This is a genomic window from Amycolatopsis methanolica 239, assembly GCF_000739085.1.
Classification (GTDB): domain Bacteria; phylum Actinomycetota; class Actinomycetes; order Mycobacteriales; family Pseudonocardiaceae; genus Amycolatopsis_E; species Amycolatopsis_E methanolica.
In genome coordinates this window covers 68,657-89,619 of sequence record NZ_CP009110.1, presented here as the reverse complement: position 1 = coordinate 89,619, position 20,963 = coordinate 68,657, and the positions used below count along the sequence as shown (strand labels likewise).

At 71.5% G+C, this 20,963-nt stretch carries 21 protein-coding genes and 1 pseudogene; 5 read left to right on the top strand and 17 right to left on the bottom strand.

Annotated elements, in window-relative coordinates; all coding sequences use genetic code 11:
* The first annotated feature begins 55 nt into the window (after nt 1-55).
* The gene (locus AMETH_RS00480; protein ID WP_017986052.1) at nt 56-682 is read left to right on the top strand and encodes a TetR/AcrR family transcriptional regulator; all 627 of its coding nucleotides are present in this window, start codon (nt 56-58) and stop codon (nt 680-682) included.
* A gap of 318 nt (nt 683-1,000) precedes the next feature.
* Here AMETH_RS00480 and AMETH_RS42860 read toward each other — a convergent pair.
* Nucleotides 1,001-1,531: pseudogene (locus AMETH_RS42860) on the bottom strand (NAD-dependent epimerase/dehydratase family protein); the annotation flags it as partial.
* A 75-nt stretch (nt 1,532-1,606) separates the two neighbouring features.
* The gene (locus AMETH_RS38925) at nt 1,607-1,837 is read right to left on the bottom strand and encodes a hypothetical protein (RefSeq protein WP_209436838.1); all 231 of its coding nucleotides are present in this window, start codon (nt 1,835-1,837) and stop codon (nt 1,607-1,609) included.
* Between the two features lie 40 nt (nt 1,838-1,877).
* On the opposite strand from AMETH_RS38925, the gene AMETH_RS38920 reads away from it, so the two are divergent.
* Entirely contained in the window at nt 1,878-2,036 is a 159-nt protein-coding gene (locus AMETH_RS38920; protein ID WP_017986047.1) for a hypothetical protein, read from the top strand.
* Nucleotides 2,037-2,068: 32 nt separating this feature from the next.
* On the opposite strand, the gene AMETH_RS00465 is transcribed toward AMETH_RS38920, so the two are convergent.
* On the bottom strand, nt 2,069-3,256 hold the full coding sequence (locus AMETH_RS00465) for an amino acid deaminase/aldolase (RefSeq protein WP_017986046.1): 1,188 nt from the start codon (nt 3,254-3,256) through the stop codon (nt 2,069-2,071).
* Between the two features lie 85 nt (nt 3,257-3,341).
* Here AMETH_RS00465 and AMETH_RS00460 point away from each other — a divergent pair, with 85 nt between their 5' ends.
* Nucleotides 3,342-4,649, top strand: coding sequence for a D-arabinono-1,4-lactone oxidase (locus AMETH_RS00460; RefSeq protein ID WP_017986045.1), 1,308 nt, complete (start codon nt 3,342-3,344; stop codon nt 4,647-4,649).
* Here the strand turns inward: AMETH_RS00460 and AMETH_RS37635 are convergent.
* From AMETH_RS37635 to AMETH_RS38915, 5 genes are all read right to left on the bottom strand, one after another.
* The gene (locus AMETH_RS37635) at nt 4,646-4,813 is read right to left on the bottom strand and encodes a hypothetical protein (protein WP_017986044.1); all 168 of its coding nucleotides are present in this window, start codon (nt 4,811-4,813) and stop codon (nt 4,646-4,648) included. The two genes, AMETH_RS00460 and AMETH_RS37635, sit on opposite strands and share 4 nt — an antisense overlap.
* A 20-nt stretch (nt 4,814-4,833) precedes the next feature.
* Nucleotides 4,834-5,088, bottom strand: a complete 255-nt coding sequence (locus AMETH_RS00455) for a hypothetical protein (RefSeq protein ID WP_017986043.1) — start codon at nt 5,086-5,088, stop codon at nt 4,834-4,836.
* A gap of 166 nt (nt 5,089-5,254) precedes the next feature.
* On the bottom strand, nt 5,255-5,905 hold the full coding sequence (locus tag AMETH_RS00450; RefSeq protein WP_017986042.1) for an SDR family oxidoreductase: 651 nt from the start codon (nt 5,903-5,905) through the stop codon (nt 5,255-5,257).
* Between the two features lie 21 nt (nt 5,906-5,926).
* Entirely contained in the window at nt 5,927-6,562 is a 636-nt protein-coding gene (locus AMETH_RS00445; RefSeq protein WP_026153672.1) for a hypothetical protein, read from the bottom strand.
* Between the two features lie 277 nt (nt 6,563-6,839).
* Complete coding sequence (locus AMETH_RS38915; protein WP_051079478.1) at nt 6,840-8,585, bottom strand: serine/threonine-protein kinase; 1,746 nt, start codon at nt 8,583-8,585, stop codon at nt 6,840-6,842.
* A gap of 98 nt (nt 8,586-8,683) precedes the next feature.
* On the opposite strand from AMETH_RS38915, the gene AMETH_RS00435 reads away from it, so the two are divergent.
* Together AMETH_RS00435 and AMETH_RS00430 are read left to right on the top strand one after the other, a co-directional pair.
* Nucleotides 8,684-9,754 (top strand): HpcH/HpaI aldolase/citrate lyase family protein, encoded by a 1,071-nt coding sequence (locus tag AMETH_RS00435; RefSeq protein ID WP_017986040.1) that lies wholly within the window; start codon nt 8,684-8,686, stop codon nt 9,752-9,754.
* A complete protein-coding gene (locus AMETH_RS00430) occupies nt 9,751-10,620 on the top strand; it encodes an HpcH/HpaI aldolase/citrate lyase family protein (RefSeq protein WP_038531777.1) in 870 nt (289 codons plus the stop codon). The genes AMETH_RS00435 and AMETH_RS00430 overlap by 4 nt, the downstream gene beginning before the upstream one ends.
* A gap of 179 nt (nt 10,621-10,799) precedes the next feature.
* Here AMETH_RS00430 and AMETH_RS00425 read toward each other — a convergent pair whose 3' ends face one another.
* Genes AMETH_RS00425 through AMETH_RS00385 form a run of 9 tightly spaced genes read right to left on the bottom strand, consistent with a single transcriptional unit; the run spans nt 10,800 to nt 20,904 of the window.
* The gene (locus AMETH_RS00425) at nt 10,800-12,515 is read right to left on the bottom strand and encodes a hypothetical protein (RefSeq protein ID WP_038531775.1); all 1,716 of its coding nucleotides are present in this window, start codon (nt 12,513-12,515) and stop codon (nt 10,800-10,802) included.
* A 30-nt stretch (nt 12,516-12,545) separates the two neighbouring features.
* The gene (locus AMETH_RS00420) at nt 12,546-13,922 is read right to left on the bottom strand and encodes an amidase (RefSeq protein WP_017986037.1); all 1,377 of its coding nucleotides are present in this window, start codon (nt 13,920-13,922) and stop codon (nt 12,546-12,548) included.
* A gap of 10 nt (nt 13,923-13,932) precedes the next feature.
* A complete protein-coding gene (locus tag AMETH_RS00415) occupies nt 13,933-14,697 on the bottom strand; it encodes an SDR family NAD(P)-dependent oxidoreductase (protein ID WP_017986036.1) in 765 nt (254 codons plus the stop codon).
* The gene (locus tag AMETH_RS00410) at nt 14,694-16,133 is read right to left on the bottom strand and encodes an aldehyde dehydrogenase family protein (RefSeq protein ID WP_017986035.1); all 1,440 of its coding nucleotides are present in this window, start codon (nt 16,131-16,133) and stop codon (nt 14,694-14,696) included. Before AMETH_RS00410 ends, AMETH_RS00415 begins: the two co-directional genes overlap by 4 nt.
* The gene (locus AMETH_RS00405; protein ID WP_017986034.1) at nt 16,133-16,897 is read right to left on the bottom strand and encodes an ABC transporter ATP-binding protein; all 765 of its coding nucleotides are present in this window, start codon (nt 16,895-16,897) and stop codon (nt 16,133-16,135) included. Before AMETH_RS00405 ends, AMETH_RS00410 begins: the two co-directional genes overlap by 1 nt.
* On the bottom strand, nt 16,894-17,664 hold the full coding sequence (locus AMETH_RS00400; RefSeq protein ID WP_017986033.1) for an ATP-binding cassette domain-containing protein: 771 nt from the start codon (nt 17,662-17,664) through the stop codon (nt 16,894-16,896). The genes AMETH_RS00405 and AMETH_RS00400 overlap by 4 nt, the downstream gene beginning before the upstream one ends.
* Nucleotides 17,661-18,479: an ABC transporter permease gene (locus AMETH_RS00395; protein ID WP_017986032.1), complete on the bottom strand. Its 819-nt coding sequence runs from the start codon at nt 18,477-18,479 to the stop codon at nt 17,661-17,663. Before AMETH_RS00395 ends, AMETH_RS00400 begins: the two co-directional genes overlap by 4 nt.
* Nucleotides 18,476-19,423 (bottom strand): ABC transporter permease, encoded by a 948-nt coding sequence (locus AMETH_RS00390; protein ID WP_017986031.1) that lies wholly within the window; start codon nt 19,421-19,423, stop codon nt 18,476-18,478. The genes AMETH_RS00395 and AMETH_RS00390 overlap by 4 nt, the downstream gene beginning before the upstream one ends.
* Nucleotides 19,423-20,904 (bottom strand): ABC transporter substrate-binding protein, encoded by a 1,482-nt coding sequence (locus AMETH_RS00385; protein ID WP_026153671.1) that lies wholly within the window; start codon nt 20,902-20,904, stop codon nt 19,423-19,425. Before AMETH_RS00385 ends, AMETH_RS00390 begins: the two co-directional genes overlap by 1 nt.
* Between the last annotated feature and the right edge of the window lie 59 nt (nt 20,905-20,963).

The window sequence follows — 20,963 nt, the reverse complement described above, 5'->3', positions numbered from 1 at the left end:
GGGAAGCGGTCCGGCGCGCTAAAGTCCCTGTTCAGAGCACCAGAAGGAGCACAACGTGTCGGAGACCCAGGCGACGACGACCCCGCTTCGCCGGCAGCCCGTCCAGCAGCGCAGCGCGAAGCGGGTCGAGCAGATGCTGGACGCGAGCGCCGAGCTCATCGACGAGGTCGGTTATGACGCGTTGACCACCACCCTCATCGCGAAGCGCGCGGGGGTCGCCGTCGGGTCGCTGTACCAGTTTTTCCCCGACAAGCGGGCGGTCGTGCGGGCGCTGACGCAACGCAACCTCGACCGGTTCGTGCAGGCCGTGAGCGAACGGCTGAGCCGCGAGGACCCGCGGCACTGGTGGGACGTCGTCGACTCGGTGCTGGACATCTACCTGGAGATGCACCGGACCGTGCCGGGCTTCTCGAAGGTCCACTTCGGCGACGTGGTGGACCGGCAGCTGCTCGACGACAGCCGGGACAACAACCGGGTCATCGCGGACTCGCTCGCCGACCTCGTCGGGAAGTACATCGACCTGAACACGCCGCGCCTGTCGCTGGCGATGACGGTCGCGATCGAGGCCGCGGACGGGCTGCTGAAGCTGGCCTTCCACCACGACCCCGAGGGCGACGCGGAGATCGTGGGCGAGACCAAGCACCTCATCAAGCAGTACCTGGCCTCGCGCCTCGGGGAGTAGCTCAGTTCTCGAAGTAGTGGCCCGCGTCGAGGTCGGCGAGCAGGCCGGGATGCTCCGGCTTCCAGTCCAGCAGCCGCTGGGTGTGCTCGCTGGACGCCGCGTTGTCCATCGCCGCGAAGCTGGCCAGAAGCCGAAGTGCTCCTCCGCCTGCTTGGCCGGGATGCTCTCCGTTGGCAACCCCAGGTGGCGGCCGATGGCCTCGGCGATCTGCCGGAACAGGACGCCCTCGTCCCCCACGGCGTGCAGCCGCGAACCGGCAGGGGCCTTCTCCATCGCCAGGCGGTAGAGCCGCGCGGCGTCCAGCGTGTGCACGGCGGGCCAGCGGTTGACGCCGTCGCCGAGGTAGCCGGACCGGCCCGCCTTTCGCGCGGCGGCGATCAGGACCGGGACGAAGCCGTGCTTGTCCAGTGAGCTGTGCACGGTCGGCGGGAGCCGGACCACCGACGTCCGGATCCCGCGGTCGGCGAACCCGATGAGCTCGTTCTCCGCGTCGATCCGGTAGCCGCCGGGCATCACGTCCTCCTCGGTGGCGGCGCGGTCCAGCCCGGGTCCCGCGACCATCGCGGTGCCCGAGGTCCCGACCAGCGGCTTGCCGGTGCCGGCCAGCACCTCGCCGAACGCCCGCACGACGGCCAGGTCGGTGTCGCCCGCGCCCGCAAAGTCCCCGGCAGTCATGGCTTCGTGGTCGAAGGCGAGGTGGATGACGCCATCCGCTTCGGCTGCCGCCTCCCGCAGGCCGTCCAGGTCCCGCAGGTCGCCCCGCCACACCTGCGCGCCGGCGGCGGACAGCTTCGCGGCCGAGGCCTCCGACCGCGTTAGGCCGACCACCTCGTGACCGGCCGAAAGCAGCTCCGGAACGACCGCTGAACCGACGTGCCCCGACGCGCCCGTGACGAAAAACGCATGGAATCCTCCTCAGTGATGTCACTTGGTGACATCAACAAGCGGAAGGTGCTGTTCGGCGGTCAGGACGCGCTGGTCAAGGTCCTCGCGGAGGGGATCACCGCCGCGCCCGATCCGGTCCAACCGCTGGCGGCGATCGGCGCGGCTCTCGAAGCCACCGCGGTGTTCTTCGGGCCGGAGCGGCTGAAGTGGGCGCAGGAACGGCAGGCCGTCATCGACGCCAACCGAGCTGCGGGAGCGCGAGCTGCTCAAGCTCGCCACCGCCTTCCGGGACGCTCTGCGAGAACGCGGCGTGCCGGAACCCGGCGCGAGCCTCGCCGCCGAGATCGGGAGCCTCGCCTTCCGGACCGCGTTCACCCGCTGGATCGCCCCGGCCAACCAGCTGGGCTTCGCCGAACTGACCCGGCGGACGCTCGACGAACTGCGGCAGGCGGCGGCGACACTCGCCTGAGTTGTCCACAGGGTTGTGGACATGTGGACAAGTCAGCCGAAGTTCTGGTGTTCGCCCCGGTAGGTAGGCACGGTGCGCTCCACCCGGCCGTCCACCACGACGTGGTAGGCGTCGAACCGCTCGGCGAGTTCGCCCGCCTTCGCGTGCCGCATCCACACCCGGTCGCCGACCCGCAGATCGCGGGCCGCCTTGCCGGTCACGGGAGTCTGCACCTCGCCGGCGCCTTCGAACGGCAGCAGCCGCAACCCTTCCGGCAGGTACGGGGACGGCAGCCGGCTCGCCGAAGCCGGGCCGGAGGCGACGAAACCGCCGGAGTAGAGCGTGGCGATGCGGCGCGACGGCTTGTGGACGACCGGGAGTGCGAACAAGACCGCGGGCTGCGGGCGGAAGCGGGTGTAGCCGTCGAACAGGGTCGAGCCGATCAGCCCGGACCCGGCCGCGACCTCGGTGACCACCCGGTCGGCTCGGGTCAGCTCGATGCTGCCGCTGCCGCCGCCGTTGACGAACTCCAGGTCGGTGACCTCCCGCACCGCCTCCACCGCGGCCGTGCGACGGCGGGACAGCTCGGCCGACGACCGGCACTGCATCCAGCGCACGGCGAGGTCGTTGACGCGGCTGCCGGTGGCGTCGCCCAGCCCGGCGATCTGGCCCTCGTAGGCCATCAGCCCGGTCAGGCGGAAGCCTTGGCGCGCCACGATCTTCCGCGCAAGCGCCGCGGCCTGCTTCGCGGTGAAGACCGGCGAGCGGCGGGTCCCGACGTGCACGAACGGCAGCGGCCGCCAGGACGCGTCGAGTTCCAGGCACACCCGGATCTCCGGGTGGTCGTGGCCCAGCGCGGCGTCCACGAGGTCCAGGTGCTCGGCCGAATCGACCACGATCGTGATCGTGGCGCGGGCCCGCTCGTCGGCCGCGAGTGCGCGCAGCGCGCCGAAATCGGCTGTCGGATAGGCGACCAGGATGTCGTCGCTCGTGCCCAGGCCGGCGTGCCACAGGGCTTCGGCCAGCGAGTAGCACATCAACCCGGCGAACCCGGGCGTCGCGAGCGCGCGCTCGATCAGGTAGCGGCAGCGCACGGACTTGCTCACCAGGCGGATCGGCAAGCCCGCGGCGCGCTCCACCAGATCGGCGGCGTTGGCGTCGAACGCGGCCAGGTCGACGAGGGCGAGCGGCGGATCGAGATCCTTCGTCACCGTGTCGTACGTGGTCGCGGAGGTCGTCATGCTAGGACCGTACGTCAGAAAAACTTGAAACGCGAATACCTTTCACTTACGGTTTCGTCACTCGACACGGACGGGTGAGCACTTCATGAGCCGGTGGCAGAACTGGGCGGGGACCGCGAGCGCGGACCCGCAGCGCATCCACACCCCGCGCAGCGCGGCCGAGATCGCGGAGGTCGTCACCCGCGTCGCGGTGCACGGCCGCCGCGTCCGCGCGTGGGGCAGCGGGCACTCGTTCACGCCGATCGCGGTGGCCGACTCGGACGCGATCGACCTCCGCGGCTGGACCGGGATCGCCGCGGTCGACGCCGGGAGCCACCGCGTCACGGTGCGGTCGGGCACCACCATCCGGCAGCTCAACGCCGAGCTGGACGGACTGGGCCTGGCGCTGACCAACCTCGGGGACATCGACGCGCAGACGATCGCGGGCGCGGTGTCGACCGGCACGCACGGCACTGGTGCGCGGCTCGGCGGGCTGGCCACGCAGATCGTGCAGCTGGAACTGGTGCTCGCCGACGGTTCGGTGGTCACGTGCTCGGCCGACCGGCAGCCGGACCTGTTCGCCGCCGCCCGCGTCGGGCTCGGCGCGGTCGGCGTGATCACGCACGTGACGCTGCAGTGCGAACCGGCGTTCGCGCTCGCCGCGCAGGAGCGGCCGGAGCCGCTGGAGCAGGTGCTGGAGGGGTTCGACACCTTCGCGGCCGAGAACGACCACTTCGAGTTCTACTGGTTCCCGTACGGGAAGAACGCGCTGGTCAAGCGCAACAACCGGCTGCCGGCCGGCGAAACGCCGCGGCCGTTAAGCCGGGCCCGGGAGTTCTTCGACTACGAGATCATGGAGAACATCGCGTTCGGCACGCTGTGCCGCATCGGCCGCGCGGTGCCGCGACTGGTCCAGCCGCTCGGCCGGTTCGCGTCGGCGGCGTTGTCGGCACGCGAGTACTCGGACACCTCGCACCGGGTTTTCGTGACCCACCGCGGGGTGCGGTTCGTGGAGTCGGAGTACGCCGTTCCACGTGAATCACTGCACGAGGTCCTGTGCGAGCTGCGGGCGCTGGTGCCGCGGCTGGAGAACCCGGTGGCGTTCCCGGTGGAGGTGCGCGTCGCGGCGGCGGACGACATCTGGATGTCCACGGCGCAGGGCCGCGACTCCGCCTACATCGCCGTGCACCAGTTCGTCGGCATGCCCTACCGCGAGTACTTCGCCGGCTTCGAGTCGATCGTCGGGGCCGTCGGCGGGCGCCCGCACTGGGGCAAGATGCACACCCTGGACGCCGCAGCGCTGCGCGAGCGCTACCCGCACTTCGACGACTTCGTGAAGGTGGCGCAACGCTGCGACCCGGCCGGGGTGTTCCGGAACTCCTATGTGGACCGGGTGCTCGGCCCGTTGCCCTAGGCGGCCCGTCGGTCGTGCCAGTAGCGGTGAATCCACAGTGGATCGCCCGGCGGCTGCGGCCCGAACTCGGCGAGCAGGTCGCGGGTGGCGGTCAGCTGCTGTGGTGAAGCCGGCGCCTCGACGGTGCGGGCGAGTTCGACCGCGGCGTCGAGGGCCTGGACCACCGGAGCGGCTTCCGGCTGGTTCAGCAGCCGGACCGCGGCGATCGCCGCTGGCAGCGGTTGCCCGCGCAGGAGTTGTTGCGGCAGAACGACGACGGCGGTCCGGGGATGGGCCGGTCCGCCGCGTGCGGTCCGATCATCGACTCGGCCGTGAACAGCACGAGCTGCGTGTTCGGCGAGACCAGCGCGACGCCGTTGGGGAACACGGGTTCGGTAAACCACCGCTCGTTCTGACGCCGCAACGCTTCGGCGCCCATCGCCGCGACCCGGTACCCCATCGCGTCCCCGAGCGCGGCCGAAAAGACCGCGCCGAGGAACCGGCTCTCGATGCCCCGCTGCCCGCGGAGCCGCTGTCCCGTCCCGATGCCAGTCCGACATCTTGCGCGACCGGCGGCGGGCCTCGTCCGCGGGCCAGCCCGCGATCTCGATGCTCTCCTGAGTCATCTACAAGCGGGTGATCGCTTCGTCGACGGGCGTGTCGCCGGTCACCAGTTCCAGCGTGCGGCGGAACGAGCGGGGCTCCTCGAAGAGCGCGACCAGCACCGCGGCGACGTCCTCGCGCGGGATTTCGCCGTAGTCGACTTTGTCGGCCAGGTGGACCTCGCCGATCGCGGGCTCGTCGGTGAGGCGGCCGGGGCGCAGGATGGTCCAGTCCAGGTCGCGGGCGCGCAGGTCGTCCTCGGCGGCCTTCTTCGCGCGCAGGTACGCCGCGAACACCTCGTCGGTGCCGGGGCGGGCCGGGCGGTCGACGCCGATCGAGCCGATCTGGATGTGCCGCCGGACGCCGGCGCGCTCCGCGGCGTCGGCGAACAGCCGCGCGGCGCCGAGGTCCACCGTCTCCTTGCGGGCCGCGCCGCTGCCGGGGCCCGCGCCGGCGGCGAACACCGCGACGTCCGCGCCCTTCAGCACGTCGGCGACCTCGTCGACCGCGGCGGACTCCAGGTCGAGCACGACCGGCTCGGCGCTGAGGTCGCGCAGGGCGGAGGCCTGCTCGACGTTGCGGATTATGCCAACGGCCTCGTCCCCGGTGCCGGCCAGCAGCCGCTCCAGGTGACGCGCGATCTTCCCGTGCCCTCCGGCGATGACGACTCGCATGGAACTGACTCTAGGCCGGGGTCAGGCCACCGGCAGGTCGTAGGAGGCGAGGAGCTGCTCGTAGACCATTTCGTTGATCCAGCGGGACACCGCGTCCTCGGGGAGGAGGATGCGCTCGCGGCGCACGTCGATGTCCAAGTCGACCCGGGCGTCCTCGTCGGCGGTGACCACGCCCACGCCGTAGGAACGGGCGCGCGGCAGGCAGTTGTCCAGGTAGTCGCGGCTCAGCACGGCCGACGTCGGCAGCACCACGGCCGCCTCGCCGTAGCGGCTGAACGGCACGGCGGACGCCATCCCGGTGCGCCAGTGCCGGGCGACAGCGAGGACGCCGACGATCTCCGCGGCCGGGGCCGGGGCGGTCGGCGCGAACTCCGGCCACGTCCAGGTGGCGACGGTCGCGCGGTCGGTCACCGGGGCGACGCCCATCGCGATCCGCTCGGCGTGGGTGGCGGTGCGCAGCTTGGCGACGACGCACACGCGGCGGCCGAGCATCGTGACCTCGGGGAGCACGACACCCTTCCAGCCCAGCTGGGCGGCGGCGTCGCGGGCCAGCACGCTGACGCTGGCGGGCAACTCGACGGGCGGCACCACGCGGGTGGGGAACGATCGTCCGCCGGCCACCACCGAGTTTCCGGTGTGCCCTGGTGTAACCGCCACGATCCGCCTCCTCTTACCGCTGATTCCCTACCCGCACCTCGTGAAAAGAGGCACATGGAAAGAGGTACCAGGGGTGGGCCGGTTGATCGGTGGACAATGGGAGCGCCTGCGATCGGCGGCGCTCAACGGTCGGTGACCGGTCGATGAGCGGTGTCGGGACTTCAGCCCGACACTGCTTCCGAATGGGTGACGGACCGCTGAACGACCCGACGCCCAGCGCTTCCGTACCGCCGAACGGAGCAATTCCATTCACGTTCCACTGTGGACAACGTACGGATCAGGGCAGGAGTTCCCGGCCCAGCGGTGTCATCAGGTCGGCCACCTCCGAGTAGGGAACCACGACCTCGTGGAACCCACACGCCATCGGATAGTTCCGCGCGTCGGTGGCGAGCCAGAACACCACTCCGTCTGGCCGGAATCCCAGCTGGAGCGCGGGCGCGTCGAGGATCCCCCACGGCTGCAGGTCCTGCGGCGCGAGCGGGGTGCGCTCGCCGAACGGTTCGCCGCCGTCGCAGTAGCCGCCCGGTGAGCGGGCGAGGATCCGCGCCTCCAGCACGCTCATCGCGTTCTGGTCGGCCGCGATGCCGTCGAGGACGTCCCCGGCGGTGATCACCTGCCCGGTCGACAGGTCGACGTTCAGCCACAGGATGGCGTAGCCGCCGTGGTTGCCGAACTGGCTCGACTGCACCATCAGGTCGTACCGCACGGACACGATCCGCTCGTCCTGCCTGCCGATGGTGACCTTGTTCTCGATCACCGGGTCCTCCGTCGGGTCGACGATCCCGGAGCGGACGTAGGCGGTGAAGTCGTCGAGCGGTTTCGCGAGCGCGGCGTTGACCCGGTCCTGCACCGCGGGGTCCCGCATCCCGCTCATCGCGGCGTACTGCGCGTCGACGTGGAACCCGGCGCCGGGTTCGGTGCGGGTCAGCAGGCTGACCTGGACCGCCGCCTGCTGCTCGGCGGGTGGCGCCGCGGCGACCGGCGGGAGGGTTTCGCCGTTGCCGATCACCGCGATCGTGCCGATCACCGCGCCGATGCCGACCGCGACGGCGACCAGCGTGGCGCCGATCTTCGCGCCGAGACCGATGCCGGTGCCGACCGCCGCCAGCCCGCCCGCCGCGGCTCCCGGCGCGGCCGCGGTCCCGGCGCCGAGCAGCGCCAGCGGCGACAACGCCAGCAACGCCCCGGCCCGCTGGGCCAGCCTGCCCAGGCCGCGCTGCTCCCAGTCCGGGCCGTACCCGGCGACCGCGGCGGTCTCCAGTTCGGCGACGAACTCGGCCGCCGCGGACGGCCGCCGGTCCGCCTCCTTCGCCATGCCGCGCGCGATCAGCCCGCGCACCGGCGCCGGAACCGCGTCGAGCGGCACCGGCGCGTTCTCGTGCAGGTCCCGGAGCTCGTCGGTGGTCGTGCCCTGGTACGGCTGCCGCCCGGCGATGCTCTGGAAGAACACGCAGGTCGCCGCGTACACGTCGGTCGCCGGGGCGGCGGGCCCGCCGCGCCACTGCTCGGGCGCCATGTACGCCGGGGTGCCCGCGGGCACGCCGGGCCGCCCGGCCAGCACGGCGATGCCGAAGTCGACCAGCTTGCTCTCCCGACCGGGCCCGACCAGCACGTTCGCCGGTTTGTAGTCGCGGTGCACGACCCCGGCCCGGTGCGCGTCGGCCAGCCCGAGCAGCGAGCCCTTCAGCACCGCGAGCGCCGACTCGGGCGGCAGCACGCCGTCGTGGCCGAGGACCTCACGCAGCGAGACGCCGTGAACGGCCTCCATCACGATCGCCGCGCCGTGCGGGCTCTCGTGGAACTCGTAGAGCCGGGCGACGTGCGGCGACCGGATGCGGCTCAGCAGCTGCGCCTCGTGCCGGAACGCGGTCAGCCGCGCCGGGTCGCCGAGGTGCTTCCCGAACAGGTACTTGATCGCCACCGGGGTGCCGGACGGGTCGTGCCTGGCCAGCACGACCTCGCCGAACCCGCCTTCGCCCAGCAACCCGACTTCGGTGAAGCCCGGCACCGCCCAGTTCCGCATTCGCACCTCACTCCGAGGTGAGCTTCGCCGCAGCGGTTCCCCTGGTTTCGTGGTTAGGGTTACTCATCGGTTACAACGGCTGTGCCAAGGGAGGACGGATGCGCTCGCCGAAGGACTTCTTCGCGCCCCTCGCCGTGGGGGCGCCCGACCCCGTCCGCGAGATCCCCGCGCTGCCGTCGCGGATGATCCACTTCTTCGACCCCAGCAACGCGAAGATGGCGGCGAAGGTCCCCGACCTGGCCAAGAAGGTCGACGTGCTGCTCGGCAACCTCGAGGACGCGGTGCGCGCGGACCGCAAGGAGGCCGCGCGCCAGGGCCTGGTGGAGATCGCGAAGGCCACCGACTTCGGCTCGACGCAGCTGTGGACGCGGATCAACAGCCTCGACTCGCCGTGGGTGCTGGACGACCTGATCACGCTGGTCACGGAGATCGGCGACAAACTCGACGTGATCATGGTGCCGAAGGTCGAGGGCGCGCAGGACATCCACTACGTCGACCGGTTGCTGGCCCAGCTGGAAGCGCGGGCAGGTCTGCGCAGGCCGCTGCTGGTGCACGCGATCCTGGAGACCGCGAGCGGGGTCGCGAACGTCGAGGAGATCGCCGGCGCGAGCCCGCGCATGCAGGGCATTTCGCTGGGCCCGGCCGACCTCGCCGCGAGTCGCCGCATGAAGACGACCCGCGTCGGCGGCGGGCACCCCGGCTACCTGGTGCGGACCGACCCGGTCGGCGAGGACTTGCACGAAGGCCGCACCACCTACCAGCAGGACCTGTGGCACTACACGGTCGCGCGGATGGTCGATGCCTGCGCGATGCACGGGATCCTGCCGTACTACGGGCCGTTCGGGGACATCCGGGACGTGGTGGCCTGCGAGGACCAGTTCCGCAACGCGTTCCTGCTCGGCTGTGTCGGCACCTGGACGCTGCACCCGGTGCAGGTGGACATCGCGAAGCGGGTGTTCTCGCCGGAGCCGAAGGACGTCGCGTGGGCGCGGAAGGTGATCGCGGCGATGGGGGACGGCACCGGCGCGGTCATGATCGACGGGAAGATGCAGGACGACGCCTCGGTCAAGCAGTGCCGGGTGGTCGCGGAGCTGGCGGACAAGCTGGCCGAGCGCGACCCGGAGCTGAAGCAGGCGTACGACGAGGCGACGAAGGAAGCGCTGGCATGAGTGGAGTGAAGCCGCGGCGTTCGGTGCTGTACATGCCGGGCGCGAACGAGCGGGCGCTGGAGAAGGCGAAGACCCTGCCCGCGGACGCGCTGATCCTGGACCTGGAGGACGCGGTCGCACCGGACGCGAAGGAGGCGGCGCGGGAGCGGGTGTGCGCGGCGGCGGCGTCGGGCGACTACGGCAGCCGCGAGGTGACCATCCGGGTCAACGGACTGGACACCGAGTGGCACGACGCGGACCTCCGGGCGGCGGCCCAGGCGGGCCCGGCCGCCGTGGTCGTGCCGAAGGTCAACTCGGCGGCCGAGGTGCACAACATCGAGCGCGCGCTGGAGCTCGGCGGGGCGCCCGATTCGACGAAGATCTGGGCGATGGTCGAAACCCCGGTCGCGATGCTGCACGCGGAGGAGATCGCGTCGGCGAGCGAGCGTCTGACGGTGCTCGTGATGGGGACGAATGACCTGGCCAAGGAGCTGCACGCGGAGTTCGTCCGCGGCCGGGCCCCGCTCCTGGGTGGACTGTCGCTGTGCCTGCTCGCCGCACGGGCGACGGGCAAGGTCATCCTGGACGGCGTCTACAACGACGTGAAGGACCTGGCCGGGTTCGAGGCGGAGTGCCTGCAGGGACGCCAGTTCGGGTTCGACGGCAAGACCCTCATTCATCCTGGCCAGATCGAGCCGTGCAACCGGGTGTTCGCACCGTCGGACGACGAGGTCGCACAGGCGCGGAAGATCATCGCCGCATTCGAGGAGGCGAAGTCCGAGGGACGCGGCGTGGTGACCGTGGACGGGCGGATGATCGAGAACCTGCACGTGGAGAACGCGCAGCGAATCCTCGCACTGGCAGAGGCAATCGCCGGAAAGCTCTAGCCAACAAGAAAACCGCCACCCGGCAACGAAAAGCAAGCGACTACCCCAACCAGACCTCCCCCGCCCCCGATTCACAGCCGATCTTTAGTCACAATCAGGCATCGGGGGCGGGGGTGGTCGAAGGTGACCTATCGGCGCCGTGAGGCGCATTCCGCCCGCAGGGCGGGCTCTTCGGGCGTTCAAAACGGTTCGTCGTGGAGCCAGTCCAGCGCTTTGCGCGCCGCATTCGATACAGCGCGGTCGGGGTGCGCCACGACGACCGATTCGAGCACCTCGCGTGCGCTCGGGTGGCCGCAGATCGTCGCGCCTGCCAGGAACAGCAGTTGGTCCGGTCGGGGTTGTGAGGCGAAGTCGGCGAGGGCCTTTTCCCGGCCTTCCGTCCGGATGTCCGCGGCCAGTAGGTCCACCTTGCTGTACGTGCGCTCGCGGCCGGCGACCTCACTGCGGTCGATCAGGCCCGCGTCGAACAGCCACGTCGTCGCGGCTGGGCCGGCTGCCGAGTGGTCGCGCAGGGAGGCGATCGCCGCGACGCCGTCGCCGCCGAGGCGCGCCAGCAGGCGGAACGTCAGCATCAGGTGCTCGAAGTCGTCCGTCCGGCGGGCCAGCGCCGACAGCTCGGCGATCGCGCGTTCCGGGTCCCGCGCGCGCAGCCACGTCGCCGAGCCCTCGTCGAGTACCTGCGGGTCCAGCGGCGCCAGGCGCGCGAACAGGACCTCCGCCGTCTCGGTCGCGAGATCGTCCACCGTCAGCACCGGCTCGCCCTCGGCGAGCCGCAGTTCGTAGGCCGCCTGCACACCGAGCGGCAGCAGCTGCACGACCTGCCGCTCCTCCTCGGGCACCTCGTCGAGGTAGTCCACCCCCGCGAAGTCCAGCAGGTCCTCGACGTGTTCCTCGCCCGCGGGGAAGATCTCCACCAGCCCGTACTCGGCCAGCCGGGCCACCACCCGCAGGATCGTGCCGCCGTCACCGCCCAGCATCTCCACCAGCATCGGGATCGTGGCAGGCTCCGAAGCCAGTTCGGTGACCATCTCGGCCGCGACCGGGTTGCCCAGGATCGACGCCACCGCCGCCCGCCACAGCTCGACCGGGTCGGCCAGCCGCCGCGCCGCCTTCTTCACCGGCACCAGCCGTCCGCGGTAGACCCGGACCACCCCGGCCCGCTTGGCCATCGCGACGAACTCGGCAGGCGCGCTGATCTCCGCCAGGTCCCGGCCGTCGCCGATCCACTCGACGAACCGGCGCAGCTGCGGCACCACCGCCGTGACCTCGGCCTCCGCCGCCAGCCGCTCGGGCGACGCGAGCGGGAACACCGGGGACGGCGCGGCCGCCTCCGCGTCCGGGTCCCCCTGGTAGTGGCGGTAGGCCAGGTCGTGCAGCAACGTCTGGTCGACCTCGACCTCACCCCGCCGCACCCGGTCGATGAACGCCTGCGCGGCGACCTCGTTCAGCGGGTCGATGCCGTGCTCGGCCATAGCCACGGCCCAGAACTTGGCCAGCCCGAAGTTCGAGGGCTCGTTCATCGCCGTGTCGAACCGGTCGGCGATCGCGGTCAGGTACGTGCGCAGCACGGCGGGCTGCTCGCTGCGCTCGTCCAGCAGGTCGGCGTCGTCGAAGAAGTCCATCAGCGCTTCGACCGTGGACAGCACGGCCGAGGAGTGCGGGTCGAGCAGCACGACCTTGCGCGGGAACCACACCAGCAGCGCGTTGCGGAGGATGTCACGCGTCCAGCGGCCGAGCAGGCCGTCCCGTTCGAAGCGGAAGTCCAGCATGGCCCCGGCGACCACCGGGTCCACCACCCGTTGCCGCATCTGCGACCAGGCGTCCAGCTCGACGAGCAGCCGCTGCCGGGCGTCGATGAACTCTTCCTCGTCCGCTCCGGTGTACACCATCCGCATGGATCCGATCGTCCCCCAGATGGCGCGTCTTCACACCCCCGGCGACCGCTGCGGGCCGCGAATTCCTTCAAATGCTGCAGCCAGCTGCAGCACACCGAGGTCGTCGAAGCGCCGTCCGGCGATCTGCAGCCCGACCGGCTGTCCCCCACTCGTATAACCGCAGTTCAACGACACCGCGGGCTGGCCGGACATGTTGTAGGGCACGGTGAACGCGATGTGCTCGAACGGCCGGTCCGGGTCGTTCGTGGGCGACGCCCACTCCGCGGGCGGGGCGGAAACCGGGCAGGTCGGCGACAGGACGAAGTCGTACGGCTCACCGGCGCGCAGCGCGGCGACGCTGATCGCGTCCATCTGGGCGAACCCGCGGTACGCCGCGACACCGGAAACCTCCCCGCCGCCCTGCGCCCAGGCGGCGATGTACGGCAGCACCAACGCCTGCCGTTCCGGTGGCAGCGCGCTGATGTCGCACCACGCCCGCACGCGCCAGAAGTCGTCCAGCCCGTCCAGCATTTCCCTGGTCAGGAAGGGTTCGACCGGTTCGACGATCGCGCCGGCGGCCTCGAACCGGCGGGCCGCGTCGAGCACCGCGGCTCGCACGTCGTCCTCGACCGGCAGCCCGACCCCGGCGTCCAGCTGCAGCCCGAGGCGCAGTCCGGTGACGTCGAGTTCCAATTGTGACCAGGCGATTTCCGCCGAGGGCAGGCTCAGGTGGTCCCGGCTGTCCGGCGCGGACACCACACCCATCAGCAACGCCGCATCCGCCACCGTCCGCGTCAGGGGCCCGGCGACCCGGCCGGGGAACGGCGGGTGCACCGGCACCCGCCCGAAGCTCGGCTTCAGACCGACCAGCCCGCACCACCCGGCGGGCAGCCGGATCGAGCCGCCGATGTCGGTGCCGACGTGCAGCGGCCCGTACCCGGCGGCGGCCGCGGCGGCGGCGCCCGCGCTCGACCCGCCGGGCGTCCGCGAGCGGTCCCACGGGTTGCGGCTTGCCGGGTGGAAGCTGGACAACCCCGAGGTCAGCATCCCGTAGTCGGGCATCGTGGTCTTGCCGAGCAGCACCGCGCCCGCCTCGCGGACGCGGGCGGCGGCGGGCGCGTCGGCCGGTGCCGGGACCAGTTCGGTGGCCGCGGTGCCCAGCGGCACCGGCGTGCCCTTGGTCGCGATGTTCTCCTTCAGCGTGAGCGGCACGCCGTCGAGTGGCCCCGCCTCCCCCGCGAGCCACCGCTGTTCGGACGCCTTGGCCGCGTCCCGCGCCTGCGACGGGTCGTGGGCGTAGAGCGCGTGCAGGGACGGTTCCAGCGCGTCGATGCGGGTCAGCACCGCCTCGGTGACCTCGACCGGGGACAACGTCCCGGCGTGGTAGGCGGCGAGCAGTTCAGTCGCGGTCAGATCGGTCAGCTCCACGGGTCCCTCCTCATTCCGGTGGTGTGTAGCGGCCGTCCACCGCGGTCCAGCCGCCGTCGACGGCCAGCACCGCCCCGGTGACGAAGCTCGCCGCGTCGGAGGCCAGGTAGACGACGGCACCGGCCAGCTCGGACGCCTTGGCCCAGCGGCCGAGCGCGCTCTTGCCCGCATACGCGGCGTACCAGTCGGGGCTGGCCTTGATCTGTTCGGTCAGCGGCGTCTCGACCACGCCGGGCGCGATCGCGTTGACCCGCACCCCGGACGGGCCGAACTCGGCGGCGGCGGTGCGGAACAGCTGGACGAGCCCCGCCTTGGTCGCCGCGTACGGCCCCTGGCCGGGTTCGACGGTGGTGCCGCGGATCGAGGAGAACCCGATGATGCTGCCCCGCCCGCGCTCGACCATGCCGGCGCCGAAGGCCCGGACGACGTCGAAGGTCGCGCCGAGGTTGAGCGCGACGACCCGGTCGAACTCCTCGCGCCGGTAGTCGAGCAGGCGTTTGCGCACGTTGGTCGCCGCGGTCAGGACGACGACGTCGAGCGCGCCCAGCTCGCCTGCCGCCCGCTCGACCGCGGACGAGTCGAGCACGTCGATCTCGTAGGACTCGCCGCGGATCTCGTGCGCGGTCTCCGCCGCGGCGGCGGCATCGCGGTCCGCGCAGATCACCTCCGCGCCGTGCGCGGCGAGGGCGAGCGCAGCCTCGCGGCCGATACCGCTGCCCGCGCCGAGCACCACGGCCCGCTTCCCGTCGAGCCGGAACAGCTTCTCGTAGTTCACGCCCTGATCACCGCCATCCGCGTCACGGTCAGTTCGTCGATCGCGAACCGCGGCCCCTCGCGCCCGATGCCGGAGTCCTTCACGCCGCCGTAGGGCATGGTGTCCGACCGGAACCCGGGCACCTCGTTCACCACCACCCCGCCGACCTCCAGCTCGTCGATCGCCCGCATCGCGGTGCGCAGCGAGCGCGTGAACACGCTCGCGTGCAGCCCGTACCGCGAGTCGCTGACCTGCATGAACGCCGTTTCCACGTCGGGCACCCGGCGCAGGCACACCACCGGACCGAAGATCTCCTCGTCCCAGCAGTCCACGCCGTCGGGCACGTCGGTCAGCACGGTCGGCCGGATGATCCCGTCCACCGCCTCGCCGCCGGTGGCCACGTGCGCGCCCGCGGCGACCGCCGCCGAGATCCAGTCGAGCACGCGACGGGTGGACCGTTCGTCGATCAGCGCCGACACCCGGGTCTGCTCGTCCCGCGGGTCGCCGGTGACGACCTCGGGCAGCCGGGCCAGCAGGCGTTCGGTGAACTCGTCCGCCACCGCGTCGACGACCAGCAGCCGCTGCACGGAGATGCACGCCTGCCCGGACGCGTAGAACCCGCCGCGCAGCACCGCGTCCACGGCCCCGTCGAGGTCCGCGTCCTCGGCGACCACCAGCGCCGAGTTCGAGCCCAGTTCCAGCAGGGTCTTCCGCGGCGCCGCGTCCTTCGCGATGCGGTGCCCGACGGCAGCCGAGCCGGTGAACGACACCGCGCCGATCCGTGGGTCGGTGACCAGCGCCGATCCGACCTCGGCGTCACCGGTGACCAGCTGGACCATCGGCAGCGGCGCGCCGACGCCAGCCGCCGCCTCGCGTACGAGGTGCACCAGCCACAGCGTCGACAGCGGCGTCTGCGGCGCCGGTTTCACGATCACCGGGCACCCCGCCGCGATGGCCGGCGCGATCTTGTGCGAGGCGAGCAGCAGCGGGTAGTTGAACCCGGCGATGCCGACGACCACGCCGATCGGCTTGCGCACCCAGAACCCGGTGAGCCCCTCGCCTGCGGGCAGCAGGTCCAGCGGCACGGTCTCGCCGTGCAGCCGGGCGACCTCCTCGGCCGCGGCCTGCCACGTCACCAGCGTCCGGGCGACCTCGACGCGGCAGTCGACGAGCGGCTTGCCGGTCTCCACGACCAGCAGCCCTTCCAGCTCGTCGCGCCACTCCAGCAGCGACCGGTGCACGCCCAGCAGCACCTCGCGGCGCACGTGCGAGGGCAGCTTCGCCACCTCCCGCGCGACGAGCACCGCCTCGTTGACCGCGAGGTGCGCCAGGTCGGGCGTGCCGACCGGCGCCCGCGCGACCACGCAGCCGTCGTAGGGGAACCTGATTTCCATCGTGTCCGGTGTGGACACCCAGTCGGCCCCGATCGGCAGTCCGTCGGGATAGGGGTCGAACATCATCGTCCTCCCTGCAGCCTGGCCAGTTCCGCACGCAGGTTCGGGGCCGCCGCGACGAGCTCCCGCGTGTAGGGATGTCGCGGATCGCCGTAGACCTGTTCCACCGCGCCCAGCTCGACGAGCTCCCCGGACCGCATCACGGCGACCGTGTCGCAGACCCGGCGTACCACGGCGAGGTCGTGCGAAACGAACACCAGCGTCAGCTCGAAGCGCTCGGTCAGCTCGGCGAGGAGGTCGAGGATCTGTTTGCGCACCGACACGTCCAGCGCGCTGACCGGCTCGTCCGCGATCAGCACCCGCGGGTGCGGCGCGAGCGCGCGGGCGATCGAGATCCGCTGCCGCTGCCCGCCGGAGAACTGGTGCGGGTAGCGGCTCGCCGCGTCCGCCGGCAGCCCGACCGCGGTCAGCAGTTCCGCGACGCGGTCCGGATCGCGTCGGCCCAGTGGCTCGGAAATGATGTCCCGCACGCGCATCCGCGGGTCCAGCGAGCCCATCGGGTCCTGGAACACCACCTGCACCGCGCGGCGCAGGAAACCCAGCTTCCGCTCGGGCAGGCCGTCGATCCGCCTGCCGTCGAAGGAGACCTCGCCGGAGGTGGGCCGGTCCAGTCCGGCCAGCAGGCGCACCAGGGTGGACTTGCCGGAGCCGGATTCGCCGACGATGCCGAAGCGCTGCCCGCCCGCGACGGTGAACGACACCCCGCGCAGCGCGTGCACCTCGCGTGGCCGCCGGTAGTGGCGGTGGACGTCTCGCAGTTCGATCACGCCGCCTCCAGGTCCGACGCGGCCAGCAGCTTCTTCGTGTAGTCGTGCCGCGGCCGGGTGAGGACATCCGAAGTGGACCCTTCCTCGACGATCCGGCCGTCGAACATGACCAGCACCCGCGTGCACACCCTGGCCACCACCGCGAGGTCGTGCGTGATGAACAGCAGCGCCGTCTCCCGCTCGGCGACCCCGGTCAGGATCAGGTCGAGCACCTGCGCCTGCACCGTGACGTCCAGCGCCGTGGTCGGCTCGTCGCAGATCAGCAGTGCCGGGTCGTTGGCCAGCGCGATCGCCAGCACCACCCGCTGCCGCTGGCCGCCGGAGAGCTGGTGCGGGTAGGCGCGGGCGAGCTGCTCCGGATCGGGCAGCTTCACGGCGTCCAGCAACGCCACCGCGGCTTCGTGGGCCGCTCGCCGCGACTTGCGGGTGTGCAGCCGGATCGCCTCGGCGACCTGGCGACCGACGCGCATCAGCGGGTTCAGCGCGGTCATCGGCTCCTGGAACACCATCGCCAGGTCCCGCCCCCGCCGCCGCGACAGCTCGCGCTCGGGCGCGCCCAGCAGCTCGGTGCCGGTCAGCTTCGCCGACCCGCTCGCCCGCAACCCCTCCGGCAGCAGGCCCATCACCGCGGACGCGGTCAGCGACTTGCCGGACCCGGACTCGCCGATCAGCCCGACCCGCTCACCGGCGCCGACCGCGAACGACACCTCGCGCACCAGCGGTTGCGCACCGGCATGCACGGACAGTTCCGACACTTCGAGGGTCATCGCCGCTCCAGCCGGGGGTCGAGGCGGTCACGCAGACCGTCGCCGAGCAGGTTGAACCCGAGCACCGCGATCGCGATCGCGAGACCCGGCACCAGCGCGAGCCGCGGCTGCACCGTCAGCAGTTCCTGGGACTCCTGCAGCATGCGCCCCCAGGACGGTGTCGGCGGACGCGTGCCGAACCCGAGGAACGACAGCGCCGCCTCGGCCAGCACCGCGATGCCGAATGACACCGAGCACTGCACGATCACCAGCCCGCCGATGTTCGGCAGCACGTGCCGCCGCGCGATGAAGAACCGCGACCGGCCCGCCGAACGGGCCGCCAGCACGTACTCCGTGCTCATCACCTGCAACGTGCCGGAGCGGGCCACCCGTGCGAACGACGGGATGGTCGCGACGCCGATCGCGATCATCGCGGTGACCGTGCTGGCGCCGTAGACCGCGCCGAGCATGATCGCCAGCAGCAGCGCCGGGAACGCGAGCACCAGGTCGTTGACCCGCATAACGAACTCGCCGAGCCACCGCATCGACATCCCGGCCAGGATGCCCAGCGGCGTCCCGACCAGCGCGGCGACGCCGACCGCGATCACGCCGACGTACAGCGTGGTGCGCGCGCCGACGAGGATCTGGCTGAACACGTCCCGGCCGAACTTGTCGGTGCCGAACCAGTGCTCGGCGGTCGGCCCGAGCAGCCGGGCGGTCGATTCGACCTTCAGCGGATCGTGCGGCGTCCACACGAACGACACCAGCGCCGCCAGCACCACGAGCCCGACCAGTACCGCGCCGGCGATCAACGCCGGCGATGTCCGCCCCTTCACCGCGCCGTCCTCAGCCGGGGGTCGATCACCACGTACAGCAGATCGACCACGAAGTTGACCACCAGCACCGCGACCACCAGCACGAGCACGATGCCCTGCACCGCCAGCAGGTCGCGCGCGGACACCGAGTCCAGCAGCATGCTGCCCAGACCGGGCAGCACGAACACCCGCTCCACCACGACCGCGCCGATCAGCAGCGTCGTCAGCTGGAGCCCGAGCACGGTCACCACCGGCACGGCGGCGTTGCGCATGCCGTGCCGCATCAGCGCCGGGTACGGGCGCAGGCCCTTCGAGCGGGCGGTGCGCAGGTAGTCCTGGCCGAGCGTGTCCAGCACCGCCGAACGCACGTACCGGGTGAGCACCGCGCCCTGCACGAGACCGAGCGACAGGGCGGGCAGGATCAGGCCGCGCACGAACTCGCCCGCGTCCTGGTTCGGTGGCGTCCACCCGCCCGACGGCAGCCACCGCAGCTGCACCGCGAACACCTGGACCAGCAGGATCCCGGCGAGGAAGGCAGGCACCGCGACACCCACCTGCGACAGGCCGGAGATGGCCGTGCCACCGAAGCGCCGGTGCCACACCGCGGCCAGCGCGCCGAACGGCACCGCGAGCACGACCGCGACCAGCATCCCCGAGCCCACCAGCCACAACGTCACGCCGAGCCGGTCCACCAGCTGCGGCCCGATCGCCTCGCCGGTGACGTAGGAGCGGCCGAAGTCGCCCTGCAGCACCCCGCCCATCCAGCTCAGGTACTGCTCGACCAGCGGCCGGTCGAGCCCGAAGTCGGCGCGGGTGCGGGCGAGCAGCTCCGGGGTGGCGTTGATGCCGAGCGCGACCTGCGCCGGATCGCCGGGCAGCACCGCCATGAACGCGAACACCACGATGGAGGCGACCAGCACGCTGACCACCAGGATCGCCACGCGGCGCGGGATCGCGGCGGCCATCAGCCCAGCCCCGTCAGGTCGAAGGACTCGCTGACCTGGTTGGCGGCGAGCCCGGTCACCTTCTTCTTCGCCACCACGACGTTCGGGTACAGGAACAGCCAATCGGCCGCCGCGTCCGCGGTGATGGTGCGGGCGGCCTCGCGCATGTCCGCGACCTGCTGCTCCGGCGTGCCCGCGTCCGCGTCCGAGATGAGCTGCTTGACCCGCGGGTTGTCGTATCCCCAGTAGTACTTGGGGTTGCCGAAGGTCGTGATGTCGCGGGCCTCGACGTGCTGGACGATCGAGGCGTCGAAGTCGTGGTCGGTGAAGACCTGCTTGAGCCACACGGCCGGGAAGTCCAGCGGCTCGATCGTGACACGCACGCCGATGTCGGCCAGATCGGAGGCGACGACCTGCGCGGCGGCCGTCGCGTACGGCAGGTTCGCGACGCGCAGCCGGATCGACAGGTTCGTCTGCCCGGCTTCGGCCAGCAGCGTCTTCGCCTGCACCTGGTCGTGCGGGTAGTAGCCGGCGAGGTCCTCGTACCAGGGATCGGTGGGCGGGACCATGCTGCCGAGCACCGTGCCGCGACCCGCCCACGCGGTGTCCAGCAAGGCCTTCCGGTCGATGGCCAGGGTGAGGGCGCGGCGGACGCGCACGTCGTTGAACGGGGCTTTGGCGCCGTTGAAGGAGAGCACGACCTCGCCGTTCGTGGTGCCCTGCAGGACGGTGAAGCGGTTGTCGTTCTCGAACTGCGGGATCGAGTCCGGCGCGGTGATCTGCGCGATGACGTCGATGCCGTTGCTGAGCAGCGCGTTGTTCAACGCGGTCGGATCCTTGATGTACTTGAGGATCACGGTCCGGTAGACCGGTTTCCGGCCCCAGTAGGCCGGGTTGGCGGCCAGCACGATCGAATCGCCGCGCCGCCGGGACTGCACCTCGTACGGCCCGGTGCCGACGGGCTTGCCCGCCAGGTCGGCGACCCCGGTGGGGCTGAACATCGCGCCGACGCGGCCGGTCATGTCGAACAGCCAGCCGTTGCTGGGTTTCTTCAGCACCACGCGGGCGTGCAGCGGGTCGACCACCTCGACGTGGTCCACGACGTCCATCTTGGACTTGATGGAGATCGTCCAGTCGGTCTTGACGCGGTCGATGGAGAACTTCACGTCGTCGGCGGTGAACGGTGCGCCGTTGCTGAACGTCACGCCGGGCTGGAGCCGGAAGTCGTAGGTGCGCCGGTCCTCGCTCACGGTCCAGGACCGGGCGAGCAACGGCACGATCTTGCCGCTGCCGTCAAGCTTCACCAGGCCCTCGTAGACGTTGTAGAGCAGGGCCTGCGGGATGGCCGTGCCGTCGGTTCGGGTGAAGTCGAAGTTCGCCGGCTCGGCGGTGAACCCGACGGCGAGCGTGTCCGGGCCGGAGCTGACCGAGGCCGTGGATCCGGCGGAACAGGCCGAAACCACCAGCAGGAGCGCCAATGCCGCGGAAATTCGGACTTTCATCCTCACCCCGAGTCAGTATGCTGGTCCGACCAGTAGCCTAGGTTTGCACCACACGGGGT

Bases quoted from the DNA above. Each gene is read 5' to 3' on its own strand.
- AMETH_RS00435 (WP_017986040.1), top strand. From the start codon at position 8,684: ATGCGCTCGCCGAAGGACTTCTTCGCGCCCCTCGCCGTGGGGGCGCCC.
- AMETH_RS00390 (WP_017986031.1), bottom strand. From the start codon at position 19,423: ATGGCCGCCGCGATCCCGCGCCGCGTGGCGATCCTGGTGGTCAGCGTG.
- AMETH_RS00425 (WP_038531775.1), bottom strand. From the start codon at position 12,515: ATGCGGATGGTGTACACCGGAGCGGACGAGGAAGAGTTCATCGACGCC.
- AMETH_RS00455 (WP_017986043.1), bottom strand. From the start codon at position 5,088: ATGGGGTACCGGGTCGCGGCGATGGGCGCCGAAGCGTTGCGGCGTCAG.
- AMETH_RS00450 (WP_017986042.1), bottom strand. From the start codon at position 5,905: ATGCGAGTCGTCATCGCCGGAGGGCACGGGAAGATCGCGCGTCACCTG.
- AMETH_RS00385 (WP_026153671.1), bottom strand. From the start codon at position 20,904: ATGAAAGTCCGAATTTCCGCGGCATTGGCGCTCCTGCTGGTGGTTTCG.
- AMETH_RS00430 (WP_038531777.1), top strand. From the start codon at position 9,751: ATGAGTGGAGTGAAGCCGCGGCGTTCGGTGCTGTACATGCCGGGCGCG.
- AMETH_RS38915 (WP_051079478.1), bottom strand. From the start codon at position 8,585: ATGCGGAACTGGGCGGTGCCGGGCTTCACCGAAGTCGGGTTGCTGGGC.
- AMETH_RS00460 (WP_017986045.1), top strand. From the start codon at position 3,342: ATGAGCCGGTGGCAGAACTGGGCGGGGACCGCGAGCGCGGACCCGCAG.
- AMETH_RS00410 (WP_017986035.1), bottom strand. From the start codon at position 16,133: ATGTTCGACCCCTATCCCGACGGACTGCCGATCGGGGCCGACTGGGTG.
- AMETH_RS00465 (WP_017986046.1), bottom strand. From the start codon at position 3,256: ATGACGACCTCCGCGACCACGTACGACACGGTGACGAAGGATCTCGAT.
- AMETH_RS00400 (WP_017986033.1), bottom strand. From the start codon at position 17,664: ATGACCCTCGAAGTGTCGGAACTGTCCGTGCATGCCGGTGCGCAACCG.